Source organism: Mixta theicola (assembly GCF_002895925.1).
Taxonomy (GTDB): Bacteria; Pseudomonadota; Gammaproteobacteria; order Enterobacterales; family Enterobacteriaceae; genus Mixta; species Mixta theicola.
In genome coordinates this window covers 123,595-140,537 of record NZ_NWUO01000010.1, presented here as the reverse complement: position 1 = coordinate 140,537, position 16,943 = coordinate 123,595, and the positions used below count along the sequence as shown (strand labels likewise).

Annotated in this window: 14 protein-coding genes and 1 pseudogene; 3 read left to right on the top strand and 12 right to left on the bottom strand. The window is 52.1% G+C overall.

Annotated features, from left to right (window positions below; translation table 11 throughout):
• Positions 1 to 62 precede the first annotated feature (62 nt).
• Genes COO59_RS14265 through COO59_RS14255 form a run of 3 tightly spaced genes read right to left on the bottom strand, consistent with a single transcriptional unit; the run spans position 63 to position 2,361 of the window.
• Positions 63 to 893, bottom strand: a complete 831-nt coding sequence (locus COO59_RS14265) for a cyclase family protein (RefSeq protein WP_205960871.1) — start codon at positions 891 to 893, stop codon at positions 63 to 65.
• Positions 886 to 1,542: a 4'-phosphopantetheinyl transferase family protein gene (locus COO59_RS14260; RefSeq protein WP_103060451.1), complete on the bottom strand. Its 657-nt coding sequence runs from the start codon at positions 1,540 to 1,542 to the stop codon at positions 886 to 888. The genes COO59_RS14265 and COO59_RS14260 overlap by 8 nt, the downstream gene beginning before the upstream one ends.
• Before the next feature lie 18 nt (positions 1,543 to 1,560).
• Positions 1,561 to 2,361, bottom strand: coding sequence for an SDR family NAD(P)-dependent oxidoreductase (locus tag COO59_RS14255; RefSeq protein ID WP_103060450.1), 801 nt, complete (start codon positions 2,359 to 2,361; stop codon positions 1,561 to 1,563).
• Between the two features lie 410 nt (positions 2,362 to 2,771).
• Between COO59_RS14255 and COO59_RS14250 the strand changes: the two genes are divergently transcribed.
• Together COO59_RS14250 and mutS are read left to right on the top strand one after the other, a co-directional pair.
• Positions 2,772 to 3,344, top strand: coding sequence for an acyl-homoserine-lactone synthase (locus COO59_RS14250; protein WP_103060449.1), 573 nt, complete (start codon positions 2,772 to 2,774; stop codon positions 3,342 to 3,344).
• Positions 3,345 to 4,430: 1,086 nt separating this feature from the next.
• Complete coding sequence (mutS, locus tag COO59_RS14245; protein ID WP_103060448.1) at positions 4,431 to 6,950, top strand: DNA mismatch repair protein MutS; 2,520 nt, start codon at positions 4,431 to 4,433, stop codon at positions 6,948 to 6,950.
• Positions 6,951 to 7,038: 88 nt separating this feature from the next.
• Here mutS and rpoS read toward each other — a convergent pair whose 3' ends face one another.
• The 9 genes and pseudogenes from rpoS to phnR form a co-directional block, all read right to left on the bottom strand.
• Entirely contained in the window at positions 7,039 to 8,031 is a 993-nt protein-coding gene (gene rpoS, locus COO59_RS14240; protein ID WP_085070446.1) for an RNA polymerase sigma factor RpoS, read from the bottom strand.
• Between the two features lie 50 nt (positions 8,032 to 8,081).
• Positions 8,082 to 9,155, bottom strand: a complete 1,074-nt coding sequence (gene nlpD, locus COO59_RS14235) for a murein hydrolase activator NlpD (protein ID WP_103060447.1) — start codon at positions 9,153 to 9,155, stop codon at positions 8,082 to 8,084.
• Between the two features lie 164 nt (positions 9,156 to 9,319).
• Positions 9,320 to 9,946 (bottom strand): protein-L-isoaspartate(D-aspartate) O-methyltransferase, encoded by a 627-nt coding sequence (locus COO59_RS14230; RefSeq protein WP_103060446.1) that lies wholly within the window; start codon positions 9,944 to 9,946, stop codon positions 9,320 to 9,322.
• The gene (surE, locus tag COO59_RS14225; protein WP_103060445.1) at positions 9,940 to 10,701 is read right to left on the bottom strand and encodes a 5'/3'-nucleotidase SurE; all 762 of its coding nucleotides are present in this window, start codon (positions 10,699 to 10,701) and stop codon (positions 9,940 to 9,942) included. Before surE ends, COO59_RS14230 begins: the two co-directional genes overlap by 7 nt.
• A 330-nt stretch (positions 10,702 to 11,031) precedes the next feature.
• Positions 11,032 to 11,829, bottom strand: coding sequence for a 2-aminoethylphosphonate ABC transport system, membrane component PhnV (phnV, locus tag COO59_RS14220; protein ID WP_103060444.1), 798 nt, complete (start codon positions 11,827 to 11,829; stop codon positions 11,032 to 11,034).
• The gene (locus tag COO59_RS14215; RefSeq protein ID WP_103060443.1) at positions 11,823 to 12,710 is read right to left on the bottom strand and encodes a 2-aminoethylphosphonate ABC transporter permease subunit; all 888 of its coding nucleotides are present in this window, start codon (positions 12,708 to 12,710) and stop codon (positions 11,823 to 11,825) included. The genes phnV and COO59_RS14215 overlap by 7 nt, the downstream gene beginning before the upstream one ends.
• Positions 12,703 to 13,821 carry a 2-aminoethylphosphonate ABC transport system ATP-binding subunit PhnT gene (phnT, locus tag COO59_RS14210; RefSeq protein WP_103060442.1) on the bottom strand — a complete coding sequence of 373 codons (1,119 nt, stop codon included), beginning with the start codon at positions 13,819 to 13,821 and terminating at the stop codon, positions 12,703 to 12,705. The genes COO59_RS14215 and phnT overlap by 8 nt, the downstream gene beginning before the upstream one ends.
• Positions 13,822 to 13,826: 5 nt before the next feature.
• A complete protein-coding gene (phnS, locus tag COO59_RS14205) occupies positions 13,827 to 14,840 on the bottom strand; it encodes a 2-aminoethylphosphonate ABC transporter substrate-binding protein (protein WP_103060441.1) in 1,014 nt (337 codons plus the stop codon).
• 143 nt (positions 14,841 to 14,983) lie between these two features.
• A pseudogene (gene phnR, locus COO59_RS14200) lies at positions 14,984 to 15,702 on the bottom strand (phosphonate utilization transcriptional regulator PhnR).
• A gap of 136 nt (positions 15,703 to 15,838) precedes the next feature.
• On the opposite strand from phnR, the gene phnW reads away from it, so the two are divergent.
• On the top strand, positions 15,839 to 16,942 hold the full coding sequence (gene phnW, locus COO59_RS14195; protein WP_103060440.1) for a 2-aminoethylphosphonate--pyruvate transaminase: 1,104 nt from the start codon (positions 15,839 to 15,841) through the stop codon (positions 16,940 to 16,942).
• Position 16,943 lies beyond the last annotated feature (1 nt).

The window sequence follows — 16,943 nt, the reverse complement described above, 5'->3', positions numbered from 1 at the left end:
CACTAATATCTCCGCAAGTAAACTCTATTTTTTGAAAAAGATGATAATTAGAAAAAACTTAACTAATCAATAATAGCGACCACTCTGCTCCACGCAGCATCCGCATTTTTTAACTTAACAGGAAAACAACAAACCTTAAAACCGGTAGCGTTTGGCAATCCCTCAAGATTACCTAATCGCTCAATCTGTAGGTATTCATGGTCTCTGCCAAAAAAATGAGCAGGCCATAGCACATCTTTATTTCCCGAACGTTTATAATCAGCGATCATGTCGCAAAAAGGTCGATCAAAGCTAAAAGCATCAGTACCAATAACACGAACGCCTCGTTCGATAAGCCAGGCCAGGGCGCTAATATTAACTGCCTGATAATCTGTAAAATATTCACGTTTACCCAGTTTTTTATAAGCGCCAGTGTTGATCAGAACAATATCGCCACTCATCAGTTCATGGCCTGTTTCAGCCAGTTTTTTTTGCACATTATCTGAATCAATAACCGTATTCCCATCAGAAAAATCGAGCAAGACACCGCGACCATAACACCAGGAAAGAGGAATATCCGTTACTGTCTTTTGTAACCCGTTTTTATCTGACCGCCAGCCGTAATGATAAGGAGCATCAATATGTGTTCCCGTATGCGTTGTCAGACTATAAGTCATTAAAGAAAGCCCCATACCATCCGGAAAGTCTCTGTGATCAATATAGTATTTCTTAGGTTTTACTATTTTCATCCAGAGGCGACGTAAAAAGCTTACTGACTGGAAATATAAATAGCTTTTACCTAATTTATCTGCCCCAGACTTGTGATTAACAATTTTTCGCGTTATTTTTTGCGGCTCCCAAAAATCCGGGTCTATATCCACACTTAAATCAACAATTCTTTTTTTCTCATTCACGATGGATTTTCTCAAAACTGATGTGATAAATATTTTTCGACTCAACATGTTCTAATTGCGATATTGCACAGACATAGTCATCACCAGTAATAATAGTATCTGCGCTGATTATTTCTGCGTGCTTGTCAGATAATTTATTCTGTTTACCAAATAGCATCGCATGCAAGGTTAAACCATTAAGCTTAATGAATGACTCCATCCGGCACCATGCACATGCTGCTAATTGCTTAACGACCCGGCTTTTTTTCCATATATCATCTGTATCGCGAAATGCTGCTAAATATTCATCACAAATGCTAACCAGATTAACTGTTTGTCGTTTTCTTTCAAGATCGACACCAATCATCTCGCCTGAAACTGCCACCACACATAATTCAGCCGAAGAGCTGCTGCTAAAGAAAATTTTTTCGCTATCTTCTGCAGAAACAATATATGGCTTACCCTTTGCATCATGAATAATCGTGTATGAATTAACATAATGATGCAGTACAAAATCTAACACTGCTCTTCTAAATGCAAAATTACGTTTTCTGTCGGGCGGAATTATTTGCTCGTAACGTTTACGGTCTTCTTTCCTCAGCAGTGCTAATATAGAAATTTCATCTGTTTCTTTTATTTTCGCAATCCATATATCAGTCCAGCTGCACATACTATTCCCTTGGTAAAATCAGTAATTACCAAGTCCGCCGCAAACATTTATTGCCTGTGCGGTAATGCCGCTGGATACTGGTGAAGCAATATATGAAACCATGGCAGCTACTTCATCCGCTGTGATATATCTTCCAAGCGGAATTCTTTCTTCCACCCGCCGCTTTGCCACTTCCTTCTCTACTCCCCAGATAGCGGCATAATGTTCTCTGACCCTTTCTGCCATATCCGTTTCAACAAATCCCGGACAAATGGCATTAACGGTAATACCTGAATTATTACGTGCCAGTTCAAGCCCCAGGGATTTACTAAACCCCACCATACCGTGTTTGGATGCGCAATAAGGCGCACCGTGAATTACCCCTTGTTTCCCGCCCGTTGATGCGATGTTAATAATGCGTCCACCGTAAGGCATCATGGCTAAACGCAGCAATTCACGCGTGAAGTAGAACATACCGTTCATATTAGTATTAATGACATTTAGCCATAGTTCGTCGCTAATCATAGACGTAATACCGCCACCCGATATGCCAGCACCATTAACTAACACGTTAATCATGATTTCACGCTTCTCTAAGCGCTTAAAAAGATCCCGCACATCAGCCGAAACTGAGACATCACAAACTTCACTAATAACATCAAGATGCGGGTGCTGCAGGCTCAGATCCCGAGCCAGTTGCATCAGCCGCTCTGCAGAGCGCGCAACTAAAATGGGTGAAAAGCCGTCCTGGCAGAGCCTTTGCGCAATTGATTTGCCAATCCCACCAGTGGCACCGGTTATTAATACTCTTTTATATTCTTGATGCTCTAACGTAATCATTTTTAAATTCCTGACAATATTTCCCACTTTGGAATATTTAAATCCATTTATATCCAGGACCCGTATCCATGCTTAACAAAATTCAGGATATAAGCTGAAAAGTTGATGCTGGTATTAAAGCATGATCTTCTACAGATGAAACCTAGCAAAGTTGATAGGTAACAAATAGCAAAGCAGAATAAAAATATTTATTTCAACGCGTTAAGTATATTAATCAAACTAAAAAGCGATAGCTAAAATGATCCATTGAAAAGGAACAAAAAATAACCTCTTGTTTTAATTAACTTTTGGCAGGAATTACCCCATCAAAAGCCCTTGCCCTATCAGGACTGCTAGTAACCCGAATTTAAAAAATAAAATAAATTAACCAACACCAGAAAGCTCTCGCATTATATAAGGAAATGATTCATATGGAATCCAGCATCATAATTGAACCACGTAATAAATTAAATAAAGTCGAACTGTGTGACATTCATAAATTACGAGCCAAAGTGTTTAAAGATCGTATGGGCTGGGAAGTACCCATATTAAGCGGCATGGAGATTGATGGCTATGATGCTCTTGACCCTTATTACATGGTCATCCGTAATAAAACAGATGATGTTTGCGGCTGCTGGCGTTTATTACCAACAGAAGGCCCATATATGCTGAAGGATACCTTTCCAGAACTACTGCATGGTGAACGGGCTCCGGTCAGTGAACGTGTCTGGGAGTTGAGCCGATTTGCTATTGAAACTGAGAGCGATTGTAACTTTGGTTTTGCTCAACGCGCGATGGAAGCAATGAGAAAGATTGTTACGTTCGCTGATGAGAAAGGTATAGATAAATATGTCACCGTAACAACGGTTGCTATCGAACGATTACTCCGCCATGCAGGTATTGATATAACAAGATTTGGTAAGCCGCTTAATATAGGCAAAGAGCGGGCCATCGCCCTGGAAATACACCTGGAGGAAAAAACCCGATCTGCACTATTTCAGTAAACTGACATAGTAAAAAGCTGAAATTCAGATCCATCAGCATGAAAGCGTAATGAAACCGATCTTAACCCGCCATCTCCAGACAGCTTTTGTCTCTAAGTTAAGTTTACCCGCTGGCGTCGATATTCTCTCGGCGAGAGGCATCCCAGCACGCTGTGGGATGGTTGTCATTGTAATGCCCGAATGCTGCAATATTCCCTATGCGCCTGCGTTCTGAGTTACTTAATACGCGTGCAGTAAATGCCACACTACTACATGGCAGCAATGACTTTTTTGCATTTTGCTGAACAAAACGGGTATACCAGAAATAATTTATCTGATGAGCTTCGTCCGGCCAAAAAGTCAACATCCCCCCGGATCCGCTCACTCGCGAAGACGACAGAAGAACCCAGCCTGCATATATTCATCAATCCCACAGAAATATAATACTCTCCTATACCGGCATCCGCCCCGGTGAAGTCAGCATCCTGGCCAGAGAGGATGTCGTTCCTGTTAAAAAAAGATAAGCATTTCAATAGAATACTCAGATAGCCGGATGACAAAGCCAGGGCTGATGAAATCCGAACTATTCAGCTTTCCCTATCAACAGTGGCTGCCCTTTCAGAGCAGAGAAAATTTACTGCGATGCTTCCCGCATTGCGGATAAAAATGAAAGAATTGCATAAAAAACCAGAGGATATTGATATTCACCCTGTATTCTTACCGGCGACCACATGCAGAAAGAATCAGTTTAATATTCTGTATCGAACCACTAGCATACGGGTGTTATAGCAAAACATAGTACGGCGCTCAGGGATCCGCTACAGGACAGTCTCCCAACTCCGGCTCCATTTGCGTGCTGGAATCTGATGGCCCACGGTAACATTGCATTCATCGCGAAACAGATGGGTCACGCTGACTATTTGATGTTGATCCATGTGTATGGCCGCTGAATGGAAAATGAAAGTGCCGCAGAAAATTTACGGATTTGGGAATCGCTGGAAGCAATGGGACATGATAAAAAAGCCCCAATAGCGCCCCAGGAAATAAAGAAGAGAGCTTAATACATTGAAAAGTAAAGAACCAAATGGCATTGACGCCCATACTCCCATGATGCAGCAGTATCTTCGTCTGAAGGCACAGCATCCCGACATCCTGCTGTTTTATCGCATGGGTGATTTCTATGAACTGTTTTATGACGATGCCAAACGCGCGTCTCAACTGTTGGATATTTCCCTGACTAAGCGCGGTGCCTCCGCCGGTGAGCCGATCCCCATGGCGGGCGTGCCTTATCACGCCGTGGAAAACTATCTGGCCAGGCTGGTGCAGCTGGGCGAGTCGGTGGCTATTTGCGAACAGATTGGCGATCCGGCGCTGAGCAAAGGGCCGGTAGAGCGCAAAGTGGTGCGCATCGTCACGCCGGGTACCATTAGCGATGAAGCCCTGCTTAACGAACGCCAGGACAATTTACTGGCGGCTATCTGGCAGGACGCGCGCGGTTTCGGCTATGCCACGCTGGATATTAGTTCGGGCCGCTTCCTGCTGACCGAACCGGCAGACCACGAAGCGATGGCCGCCGAGCTGCAGCGCACTAACCCTGCCGAGCTGCTCTACCCTGAAAATTTTGCCGCGATGGATCTGATTGAAAATCGCCGCGGTATGCGCCGTCGTCCGCTCTGGGAATATGAACTGGATACCGCTCGTCAGCAGCTTAACCTGCAGTTCGGCACGCGCGATCTCATCGGTTTCGGCGTTGAAAATGCGCATGTCGCGCTGCGCGCCGCCGGTTGCCTGCTGCAGTATGTAAAAGATACGCAGCGCACCTCGCTGCCGCATATCCGCTCGCTGACTATGGAGCGCCAGCAGGACAGCATCATCATGGATGCCGCCACGCGGCGTAACCTGGAAATTACCCAGAATCTGGCGGGCGGCGTTGATAACACGCTGGCCGCCGTGCTGGATAAAACGGTCACGCCGATGGGCAGCCGCATGCTGAAACGCTGGCTGCATACGCCCGTCAGGGATAGCCGCGTCATTACGCAACGTCAGGAAAGCATTGCCGCCTTGCAGGATCTCAGCGGCGATCTTCAGCCGATACTGCGTCAGGTTGGCGATTTAGAACGAATTCTGGCGCGTCTGGCATTACGTACCGCGCGTCCGCGCGATTTGGCACGTATGCGTCACGCCTTCCAACAGCTGCCGGAACTGAACATTTTATTAGCCAACGTGGATGCCGGACATCTTCCCGTGCTGCGCCAGCAGATGGGTGAGTTTAGCGAACTTCGCGAGCTGCTGGAGCACGCCGTTATCGAAGCGCCGCCGGTACTGGTGCGTGACGGCGGCGTGATTGCGCCGGGTTACCACGCCGAGCTGGATGAATGGCGCGCGCTGGCCGATGGCGCGACCGATTATCTCGATCGTCTTGAAATCCGCGAGCGTGAAAAGCTGGGGCTGGACACGTTGAAGGTCGGCTTTAATGCGGTACATGGTTATTACATCCAGGTCAGCCGCGGACAGAGCCATCTGGTGCCGATACACTACGTGCGCCGCCAGACGTTGAAAAATGCCGAACGTTACATTATTCCAGAGCTGAAAGAGTACGAAGATAAAGTGCTTACCTCTAAGGGTAAGGCGCTGGCGCTGGAAAAAGCGCTCTACGATGAACTCTTCGATCTGCTGTTGCCGCACCTGGATGCGCTGCTGCAAAGCGCCGCCGCGCTGGCCGAGATGGATGTGTTAACCAACCTGGCCGAACGCGCCTGGACGCTAAACTATACGCGCCCGATATTAAGCGATAAGCCCGGAATCAAACTCTCCGGTGGCCGTCATCCGGTGGTAGAACAGGTGCTGAAAGAGCCCTTTATTGCCAATCCGCTTTCGCTTTCGCCGCAGCGCCGTATGCTGGTGATTACCGGTCCGAATATGGGCGGTAAAAGTACCTATATGCGGCAAACGGCGCTGATCGTGCTGATGGCCTGTATCGGCAGCTTTGTTCCGGCAGAGCAGGCGACTATCGGCCCGGTCGATCGTATCTTTACGCGCGTCGGTGCGGCGGACGATCTCGCTTCAGGCCGCTCAACCTTTATGGTGGAGATGACCGAAACCGCGAATATTCTGCATAACGCAACCGAACACAGCCTGGTGTTGATGGATGAGATTGGTCGGGGAACCTCAACCTATGACGGTCTTTCCCTTGCCTGGGCCTGTGCCGAGAGCCTTGCCAGCCGTATTAAGGCCATGACGCTGTTCGCTACCCACTATTTTGAGCTGACAACCCTGGCTGAAAAAATGGAAGGCGTAGCCAACGTCCATCTGGATGCCGTGGAGCATGGGGATACCATCGCTTTTATGCACAGCGTACAGGAAGGCGCGGCCAGTAAAAGCTATGGCCTGGCGGTTGCCGCGCTGGCGGGCGTACCGAAAGAGGTAATTAAGCGCGCACGGCAAAAACTGAAAGAGCTGGAGGCGTTATCGGGCACGGCTGCGGCAACGAACGCTGATGGCCCACAGCTGCCGCTGCTGGTCGAAGAGACTTCGCCCGCGGTTGAGGCGCTGGCAGCGTTAGATCCCGATACGCTTTCGCCGCGTCAGGCGCTGGAATGGATTTATCGGCTCAAATCGCTGCTGTAAACAGCCCGGCCTTCACGCTGCATACAGGCAATAAAAAAGCGGTGGTCTGAGACCACCGCTTTCGCATTACCTTATTGCAGGAACATTGTTACTCGCGGAACAGAGCTTCAATGCTCAGGCCCTGCGCCTGCAGAATTTCACGCAGACGACGCAGACCTTCAACCTGAATCTGACGTACACGCTCGCGGGTCAGACCGATTTCACGGCCCACATCCTCAAGCGTTGCCGCTTCGTAGCCTAACAGGCCGAAACGACGCGCCAGTACTTCACGCTGCTTAGCATTCAATTCAAACAGCCACTTAACGATGCTCTGTTTCATGTCATCGTCCTGCGTGGTGTCTTCCGGGCCGTTATCTTTCTCATCGGCCAGAATGTCCAGCAGCGCTTTCTCAGAATCACCGCCTAACGGCGTATCAACTGAGGTAATGCGTTCGTTGAGACGCAACATACGGCTTACGTCATCAACCGGTTTATCCAGCTGCTCGGCGATCTCTTCCGCACTCGGCTCATGATCCAGCTTGTGCGACAGTTCACGCGCGGTGCGCAGATAAACGTTCAACTCCTTGACGATGTGAATCGGCAGACGAATGGTACGGGTTTGGTTCATAATTGCCCGTTCAATCGTTTGACGAATCCACCAGGTGGCGTATGTTGAGAAACGGAACCCACGCTCCGGGTCAAACTTCTCAACAGCACGAATCAAGCCAAGGTTGCCCTCTTCAATCAGGTCCAACAGCGCCAGACCACGATTGCTGTAACGACGAGCAATCTTTACCACCAGTCGTAAGTTACTTTCAATCATGCGACGACGAGAAGGTATGTCGCCTTTCAATGCGCGGCGAGCGAAGAAAACCTCTTCCTCTGCCGTTAAAAGTGGCGAATAACCAATCTCACCGAGGTAAAGCTGCGTCGCATCTAAAACACGTTGCGTCGCACCCTGTGACAACAACTCTTCTTCAGCTAGTTCATTATCACCAGGTTCATTTTCAACAAGAGCCTTCTCGTCGAAAATCTCAGCTCCGTTCTCGTCGAATTCCGCATCTTCATGTAACTCGTTAACTTTCAGCGTATTCTGGCTCATAAGCGGCTCCTACCCGTGATCTCTGGGCAGAACTTCAAGGCTCTGCCCGTTTATCGCTGCGGTAAATAACGCAACGGGTTGACGGATTTCCCCTTGTAACGAATTTCAAAATGTAATCTAACTGAACTGGTTCCGGTGCTACCCATAGTAGCTATTTTCTGCCCCGCCTTAACTTCTTGTTGTTCCCGGACCAGCATAGTGTCGTTATGGGCGTAGGCACTCAAGTAATCATCATTATGTTTGATGATAATCAGATTACCGTAACCGCGCAGCGCATTACCTGCATACACTACACGACCGGATGCGGTGGCAACCACTGGCTGTCCTCGCGATCCTGCGATATCGATACCTTTATTGCCACCTTCTGCAGCAGAGAAGTTATCGATAATCTTACCGTCGGTAGGCCAACGCCAACCAGCCACAGGGGTTGAACTGGACGTTGTACTGCTCACCGTCGGCGGTGCGGTAACCGGGGCTGTTGTCGTTGCAACAGTTGTATTCCCCGCTGAAGGCAACATTTTGCCCCCACCTGATTTTCCTGAATCATCAGAATACGTAATAACCGGTTGCTGCGCAACCGTAGGAGATTTGATTTGTGTCGAGCCTGGAGGAGTCGGTACACCTCCCTGCGTAGCATCCGCTACCGTAATCGCATTTCCACCGGTAATCGGCGAACCTGAGCCGTTACCAACCTGCAAAGCCTGACCCACGTTGAGGTTGTAAGGCGCAGCGATATTATTGCGCTGGGCTAAATCGCGAAAATCATTGCCGGTAATCCAGGCAATATAGAACAATGTATCGCCTCGTTTAACGGTATATGTCTCACCGCTATAGCTACCTTTCGGAATATTCTCATAACTGCGGTTATAAACGATACGACCATTCTGCGTTATTACATTAGCATTGCTACTATTCGAACCGGACGCAAATACGGGTCTGGAGGATGGCGCGCCGTTTAGCATGCCGCCAGAGGTGGCATTATCGCCCATCGGCTGTGACCGACTACCAACCGTACTAATAGGAGCCTGAGCGTTATCATTAGAAGTACAACCCGTCAGCCAAAATCCAATTAATGAAACAGCCGCAAGACGGCTCAAAGTAAAAAGTGGGCTTCCTGTGCTCATTTATCCCCCGTGATAACAAACCTGTGACGAGCCTTGAAACGACGAACGTAATAGGTCACGTCCGCTATCCATTGCTGATGAATGGAATGGCTGATACTAGCAACAACCCAATTTCTGTGCCATTAAACAGTTGTGAAGAAATGCGTAGTCCGGCGCTGGATATATCAGGCGAGATCGCCCTGTACGAGCGGCACAAAGCGTACCGGTTCAATAATATCGACAATAAACTCGCCGCCCTTACGCCGAATGCGTTTCAGCAGCTGTATCTCTTCTCCAACCGGCAAAACCATAATGCCGCCTTCATCAAGCTGAGCCAGCAGAGCTTCAGGAATTTCCGGCGGCGCGGCGGTGACAATGATGGCATCAAACGGCGCGCGCGCCGCCCAACCCTGCCAGCCATCGCCGTGGCGCGTCGAGACATTATGCAGATCCAACTGTTTCAACCGGCGCTTCGCCTGCCATTGCAGCCCTTTAATACGCTCAACGGAACAAACATGATCGACCAGATGGGCCAGAATGGCCGTTTGATAACCCGAACCGGTGCCGATCTCCAGCACGCGTGAATCCGGCTTCAGCTCCAGCAGAGAGGTCATTTTCGCCACCATATAAGGTTGCGAAATGGTTTGCCCGGAGCCAATAGGCAGCGACATGTTTTCCCATGCCTGATGTTCCAGCGCTTCATCAACAAAGCGCTCGCGCGGCACGTCGCCAATCGCTTTCAGCAAAAGCTCATCTTCAATGCCCTGCTGACGTAACTGATCCAGCAAAGCCTCGATGCGTCTGCTTACCATAACGCCTCGACCCCGGCTTTCGTTAGCCAACTCGCCACCACCTCCTGCGCCTGATGAGCGGTCAGATCGACATGCAACGCCGTAACGGAAACATAGCCTTCATCAACGGCGGCAAAATCGGTATCCGGGCCGGCATCATGTTTATCGCCCGGCGGGCCGATCCAGTAAAGCGTATTGCCGCGCGGATCTTGCTGAGGAATGACTTTATCGGCGGGATGACGGCTGCCGCAGCGAGTGACACGAATACCTTTGATTTGATCCAACGGCAGATCGGGAACGTTAATATTCAGAATACGTCCGGTGCGCAGCGGCTCACGCAGCAACCCTTGCAAGATAGCGCAGGTTACCGCGGCGGCGGTTTCATAGTGATGCTGTCCGTCCAGCGATACCGCCAGCGCAGGCAATCCTAAATGCCGCCCTTCCATCGCTGCCGCTACCGTTCCGGAATAGATCACGTCATCGCCTAAATTAGGCCCGGCATTAATCCCGGAAACCACAATATCCGGCTTTGGGCGCATCAGCGCATTGACGCCAAGGAATACGCAGTCGGTAGGCGTGCCCATCTGCACGGCAATATCGCCATTGGGATAAGTAAAAGTACGTAACGGGGTTTCCAGCGTCAGCGAGTTGGAGGCGCCGCTGCGGTTACGATCGGGCGCGACCACCTGCACCTCGGCAATTTCACGCAGGGCTTTTGCCAACGTCTGAATACCTGGCGCATGGATCCCATCATCGTTACTCAGTAATATCCGCATTAATCCTTAACCTTCTGTTTTATAAAGACCATTACCATTATCACCGGATTTATTATCCTGCTGCTTATCCTGTTTTAATTTTGCTGGTCTCTTTTTATACAGCAAAACGGTTTTTAGACGGCAGCATTCTATCGCGACTATATAAAGGAAGGTAGAAGGAATTTTTGAGACGCCTGCGAATGATCTGGCGAACATGATGCACGCAACGCTCTGACAAAGGTCGTCAATAAATGCGCCAGCGATGAACCTGAATTATTACCGCCGCCCCGCTCAGGCTTGTTGAATACCCTGTTCAGCGTAAAGCGCTCACCGCAAGGCGAGCGCTTTTATTCAGGGCGAAGCCAGCCGTTTTGCCAGCCTTTCCAGCTTCACCGTCAGCCACAAAATCACCGCCACCAGCAAAATGGTCAGTGCGGAACCATCCGCAATACTGCCGCGATCGGTCAGGCTGAAGATAGTGACCGGCAAGGTTATCCAGCCTGGCGGGTAGATCATCACGGTTGCGCCCAACTCCCCCATCGACAGCGACAAACTGAGCGCCAGTGCGGAGAGCATCCACGGCATCAGCAGCGGCAGCGTAACGCGGCGCAGGCGATACCAGGGCGACGCGCCAAGGCTCGACGCCATGTTTTCGATATCGGCTGAAATACGCACCAGGCCGGTTGAGATGTTGCTGAAGCTGAACGCGGAAATCAACACGAAGTGCGCCGTCAGCACCATCCACAAGGTGCCGTTCATCTGCAGCGGCCCCTGGCTGAACGCCACCAGCAACCCTAAGCCCACCGACACCGAGGGCACCGCGCTCGGCAGAAAGAAGAGGATAGAGAGGCTTTTTTGCAGTCGGGGGCCGTACTGACGCAGCGCCAGCGCCGCCCAGCTTCCGCAGAACAAGGCGAATATGCTGGCGACAAAGCCCACGATCAGGCTGGCAAGCAGCGAATCCCAGGCTGCGCCGCGAAAGGCGTTGATGAAATGATCGAAGGTGAAGCCTGACGGCAAAAAGTCGTTCCACTGCTGGCTCAGGCTGGAGAATAAAATCACCAGCAACGGCAACAGGAAGAAAACCGTAAACAGCGTGACCGCGACAATGCTGGTCATCCTGCGAGCGACCGGCGACCAGACTAACATGATGAGCTCCTTACCCCGGCGCGAGAGACGACGAGGCGATACAGCATGAACAGGCCGATGGACAGCAGAATGTTGACCACCGCGATGGCGCAGGCGGCGATGTAATCCGATTCAAGGATCGCCTTGCTGTAAACCATCATCGGTAGCGTATTCACGCCCTTAGCGCCAATAAACAGCACGATGCCAAACTCATTCGTTGACAGCAGCAGACACAAACTACCGCCCGCTAATAGTGCAGGCAGCGCTGCCGGAAAGATCACCTGCGCGATAACCCGCAGCGGACGAGCGCCCAGCACGCTGGCGGCTTCCAGCTGGCTGCGGTCGATCTGGCGCAGCGCTGCCATCAGCGGACGCATTACCAGCGGCGTGAAAACGGTAATTTCCGCCAGAATCACGCCCCACATCGAATAAAGAAAATTCACCGGCGGCAAATCAAAATCGAAAAAGGTCATCAGGCCGCCGTTGATTAGGCCCGCTGAGCCATAAATAAAGGTGAACGCCAGCGTAATGAGAAAGGTCGGCAGGGCGATAAAAGTGTCGATTACCAGGCCGATAAGGCGGCTGCCGGTGAAGGGAATAAACACCAGAATCAGCGACATCACGCTGCCCAGCGTCAGGCAGCCGAGCGTGGTAAAAAGGGCAATTTGCACGGTATCGAGCAGCGCGCTGACAAAGCGTCGGGACTCCAGCACCTGCCAGAAAGAGCTAAAGCCGATCTGCCCGCTTTCGTCGTGCAGCGCCTGCTGCACGATCAGCAGCAGCGGATAAAAGAACAGCGTCGTCAACACCAGCAACGGCAACAGCAGCCAGCCGTAACTTCTGAGGCGTTTGAGCGCCATGCCCGACGACGCCGGGCGCGTAAGAGCGATGTTTTCAGACATGGCCCACCTCAAGCAGCACGGCATCATCCGGCTCAAACCACAGCGCCAGACGATCGCCCGCCTGCGGCAACGGATTAAGCTGGGTTAACACGACACGCACCGTTTCGCCCGCCACATCGCATAGCAGATGGGTCAAATCGCCTTGCCAGTGCAGCGATTTCAGCGTGGCGTCGAGGCGGTTGCTGCGTTCAGAGCGTTTATGCAGCGTAATATGTTGCGGACGCACGCACAGCAGCTTATTGCGGCTGTGCAGAATACCCGGCGTCACAACGTTTACCAGCGTGCCGCCGCAGCTGACCAGGGTTTCACCTGCCTGCGACTTCAGCTCCAGCACCGTTGCGCCCAGAATATTGGCGCGCCCAAGAAACTCAGCGGCAAAGCGGTTAGGCGGCTGCCTGTAGAGCGCATGCGTTTCGCCGTACGCCACCATTGAACCATCCTTCATGATGCCGATTTTGTCCGCCAGCGTCAGCGCTTCGGTCTGATCGTGCGTGACGTAAAGGATGGTCATCTCCGGCAACTCGCGATGCAGGCGTGCAATCTCTTCCACCATATTGTGCCGAATCTGCGCGTCGAGCGCAGAGAGCGGTTCATCGAGCAGCAATACCTGAGGTTTGGTGGCCAGAGCGCGGGCAATCGCCACGCGCTGCTGCTGACCGCCGGAGAGCTGATGCGGATAGCGGGTGGCGAAATCCACCATGCCGACGCTTTTCAGCGCCTGCTGCACGCGCTCGTTCGTCAGCGCTTTTGGCAGTTTCCGCGCGCGCAGGCCAAAGGCGACATTGTCCTCCACCTTAAGGTGCGGGAACAGGGCATAGTTTTGCACCACCATGCCAAGGCCGCGTTTGTAAGGCGGAAGGCGGGTAATATCGCGATCCCCCATAAAAATGCGCCCGCTGGCCGGCGGGACAAATCCGGCGATGGCGCGCAGCACGGTGGTTTTTCCCGAACCGGACGGGCCGATCAGCGCCAGTACTTCGCCCGGTTCGATGGTTAGCGACAGCGGTTTCAGCACCACCCGATCGTGGTAGGCGACCCGCAGATTATCCAGCACAATCCCCGAGGTGTTCGTCGCGGTTCCGGGCGCGGCTGTATAGGTTTTCATCAGCATGACGCTTACTCGCTGTCGGTGACCTGATGCCAGCGGGCAATATCCGCCGAAAGGGTTTTCGCCACCTCGTTCCACTCCGGCTGCCAGACGTTTACGCCTTCCATTGCCGATTTCGCCTGCTGATAGTGGCTGTCGGACGGCGTGACATCGTTGCGTACCGGCATGCCCCATGCCAGAGAGCTGACCTGCGTCTGCGCCGCTTTATCCAGCAGGAAGTTGATCAGCTTTTTGCCGTTCTCGTTCTGCGGCGCGTTCTGTACCAGGCCAATAACGTACGGCAACGCCAGCGCGCTGCGTTCGCCCTTCTCATCGGCGGGCCAGAACACTTTCACGTTCGGGTTCTGCGCCATCTGCGCCAGGTTCATTTGCAGATCGCCGTTCGCTACGAACAGTTCGCCTTTATTCACCAGTGCGGTCAGCTTACCGGTGGAAGCCGAAGGGCCGACGTTGTTGGCCTGCAGCTTGCCGAGGTAATCGAAACCGGCCTCCTTGCTGCCGAAGCTGTGGAAGGTTTGCAGCATCACCGCGGTGCCGTCGCCGGCCTGACCTGGCGTGGAATACTGCAGTTTGTTTTTGTAGCGGCTGTCGAGCAGATCGCTCCAGCGGGCCGGTGCGGTTTTCAGCAGCTTAGCGTTGTAAATAAAGCTGATGTAATTGTTCACCAGCGGCGAATACCGCTCGGTGACGCCGGGGATCTGCGCGGCGGCGTCTGGCCTGAACTCCGCCAGCAGGTTATCGCTCGCGGCGCGCTGGATAAATGGTGGTACGGTGACCAGCACATCGGCCTGCGGGTTGCTGCGCTCTTTTGCCAGACGTTCGACAATCGCGCCGGAGCCGCCTTCCACATACTGCACTTTAATGCCGGTGGCTTTGGTGAAGGCATCGAACTCCGCCTTATACCAGCTGTTATCTCCGCTGTGCAGCCCGTCGGCGGAGTAGACGGTGACGACGGAACTCGCCCAGACCGGGCTTGAAGCAAGGACAACAGCAGAGAGCAGGGCAAGTCGGGAAAGTTTCATTCATAAGCCTCATCAGGTGGGAAAACAGTATCTGGACTACACCAGATTTACGGTTCACGCTAAGGGGCTTTTGTGACAGAAAAATGAAACAGACAAAAAAAGGCCCTGCTCATTGCTGAACGGGACATGCCAGGAAGCCGGATTCAGTGCGTATCAACTTCGATACGCAGGCTGTCGTGGCGCCAGAATTCGATGTCGTAATCAAGCACGCGGCCATGTTGATCGTAGTTGAGGCGGCTTAGCTGAAGCGCGGGCAAACCTTCCATAATTCCCAGCGCCGCTGCGGCGTGCGCCGGCACTGAGGTCGGGAAAAAGGTCAGATGCATACTGGTGTAAATCAGGTTGTATTGCGTTTGATAAACCTCGGTGAGGCTGCCGTTAAGATCGTGGCTCAGCAGCTCCGGTACGCGCGCCGGCAAACAATGATTTTCGCAGTAGCAAATGGCGCGGCCGTCGGCGTAGCGCAGACGCGCCAGCAAATAAATCTGGTCAAAGGGCTGCAGTTCAAGCGGCTTCATTAACTCAATCGGCACCGTGGTCAGGCATCCGCTCAGCAACACCGTTTTTGGTTCGCGCCCCTGTTCAAGACAAAGCTTGTGGAAATTGGTGTTTTGCGTGGGGTCGAGCCAGAGCGCGCGGGGGTGACAAACCAGCCGCGGCGATCGGAACGGTATATCACGCCGCTGGCTTCCAGCTGCGCCAGGCTCTCCCGAATGGTGGTGCGCGTGGTCGAGAAAATGGAGCAAAGCTCGCGCTCCGACGGCAATTTATCGCCAGTTTTCAAGGCGCCGCTCTGAATACGTGCCTGAAGTTCAGCCTTGATAAGCAGATACTGCGGAATATCACTGGTTAAGGATCTCATGCTGGCTCGCTGCTGTTTTTAGGCGTCATTATACATACCGAGATGAATTTTTTGTTGCAGCGACGATTTTCCCTTGTTCCGCCAAAACCGATCCCCTAATAATAAAACGCATCTGGTACAGACCAATGGTGGAAAAATGAGTTCTCGTAATTACCTTTTGCTGACGCCGGGCCCGCTTACCACGTCCCGCACCGTCAAAGAAGCGATGCTGTTCGACAGTTGTACCTGGGATGAGGATTATAACCTGGATACGGTACAGGCCATTCGGCAGCAGCTGGTTTCCCTGGCGACGCAGGCGGAAGACTATACGTCAGTTCTGCTGCAGGGCAGCGGCAGCTACGCGGTGGAAGCGGTACTTGGCAGTGCGATCGGCGAAACGGACAAGGTACTGATCGTCAGCAACGGCGCTTACGGCGCGCGCATGATTGAGATGGCGTCGCTGATGGGCATTGCGCATCGCGCCTACGACTGCGGCGAAATTAATCGCCCGGATGCCAGTGAAATTGACCGTATTCTGGATGAAGATCGCAGTATCACCCATATCGCGATGGTGCATTGCGAAACCACGACCGGCATGTTGAATCCCATAGCCGAAGTCGCGGAGCTGGCGCAGCGCTATGGCAAAATTTACATCGTCGATGCGATGAGCAGCTTCGGTGGCATTCCGCTGGATGTCGCGGCTTTAAAGATTGATTTTCTCATCAGCTCCGCCAACAAATGCCTTCAGGGGGTGCCGGGTTTTGCTTTTGTGATTGCCCGTCAACACGAGCTGGAAAAATGCAAAGGCCGTTCGCGTTCGCTGTCGCTTGATCTTTATGCACAGTGGCGCTGCATGGAGGATCACCAGGGCAAATGGCGATTCACCTCGCCGACGCACACCGTGCTGGCCTTCGCTCAGGCGCTGAGAGAGCTGGCGGAAGAAGGCGGCGTCGAGGCGCGTTACGCGCGTTACCGCAGCAATCAGCGCGCGCTGGTAACGGGCATGCGTATGCTGGGCTTTGAAACGCTGCTGGACGATACGCTGCACTCGCCCATCATTACCGCGTTTTATTCACCGCAAGATCCAACCTGGCGCTTCGCCGACTTTTATCAGCGGCTGAAAGCACAGGGCTTCGTAATTTATCCTGGCAAAGTATCGAAAAGCGACTGCTTCCGTATCGGCAATATCGGTGAGGTCTACCCCTCCGACATCACCGGTCTGCTCGCTGCCGTCGAATCCGCCATGTACTGGAAAAAATAAG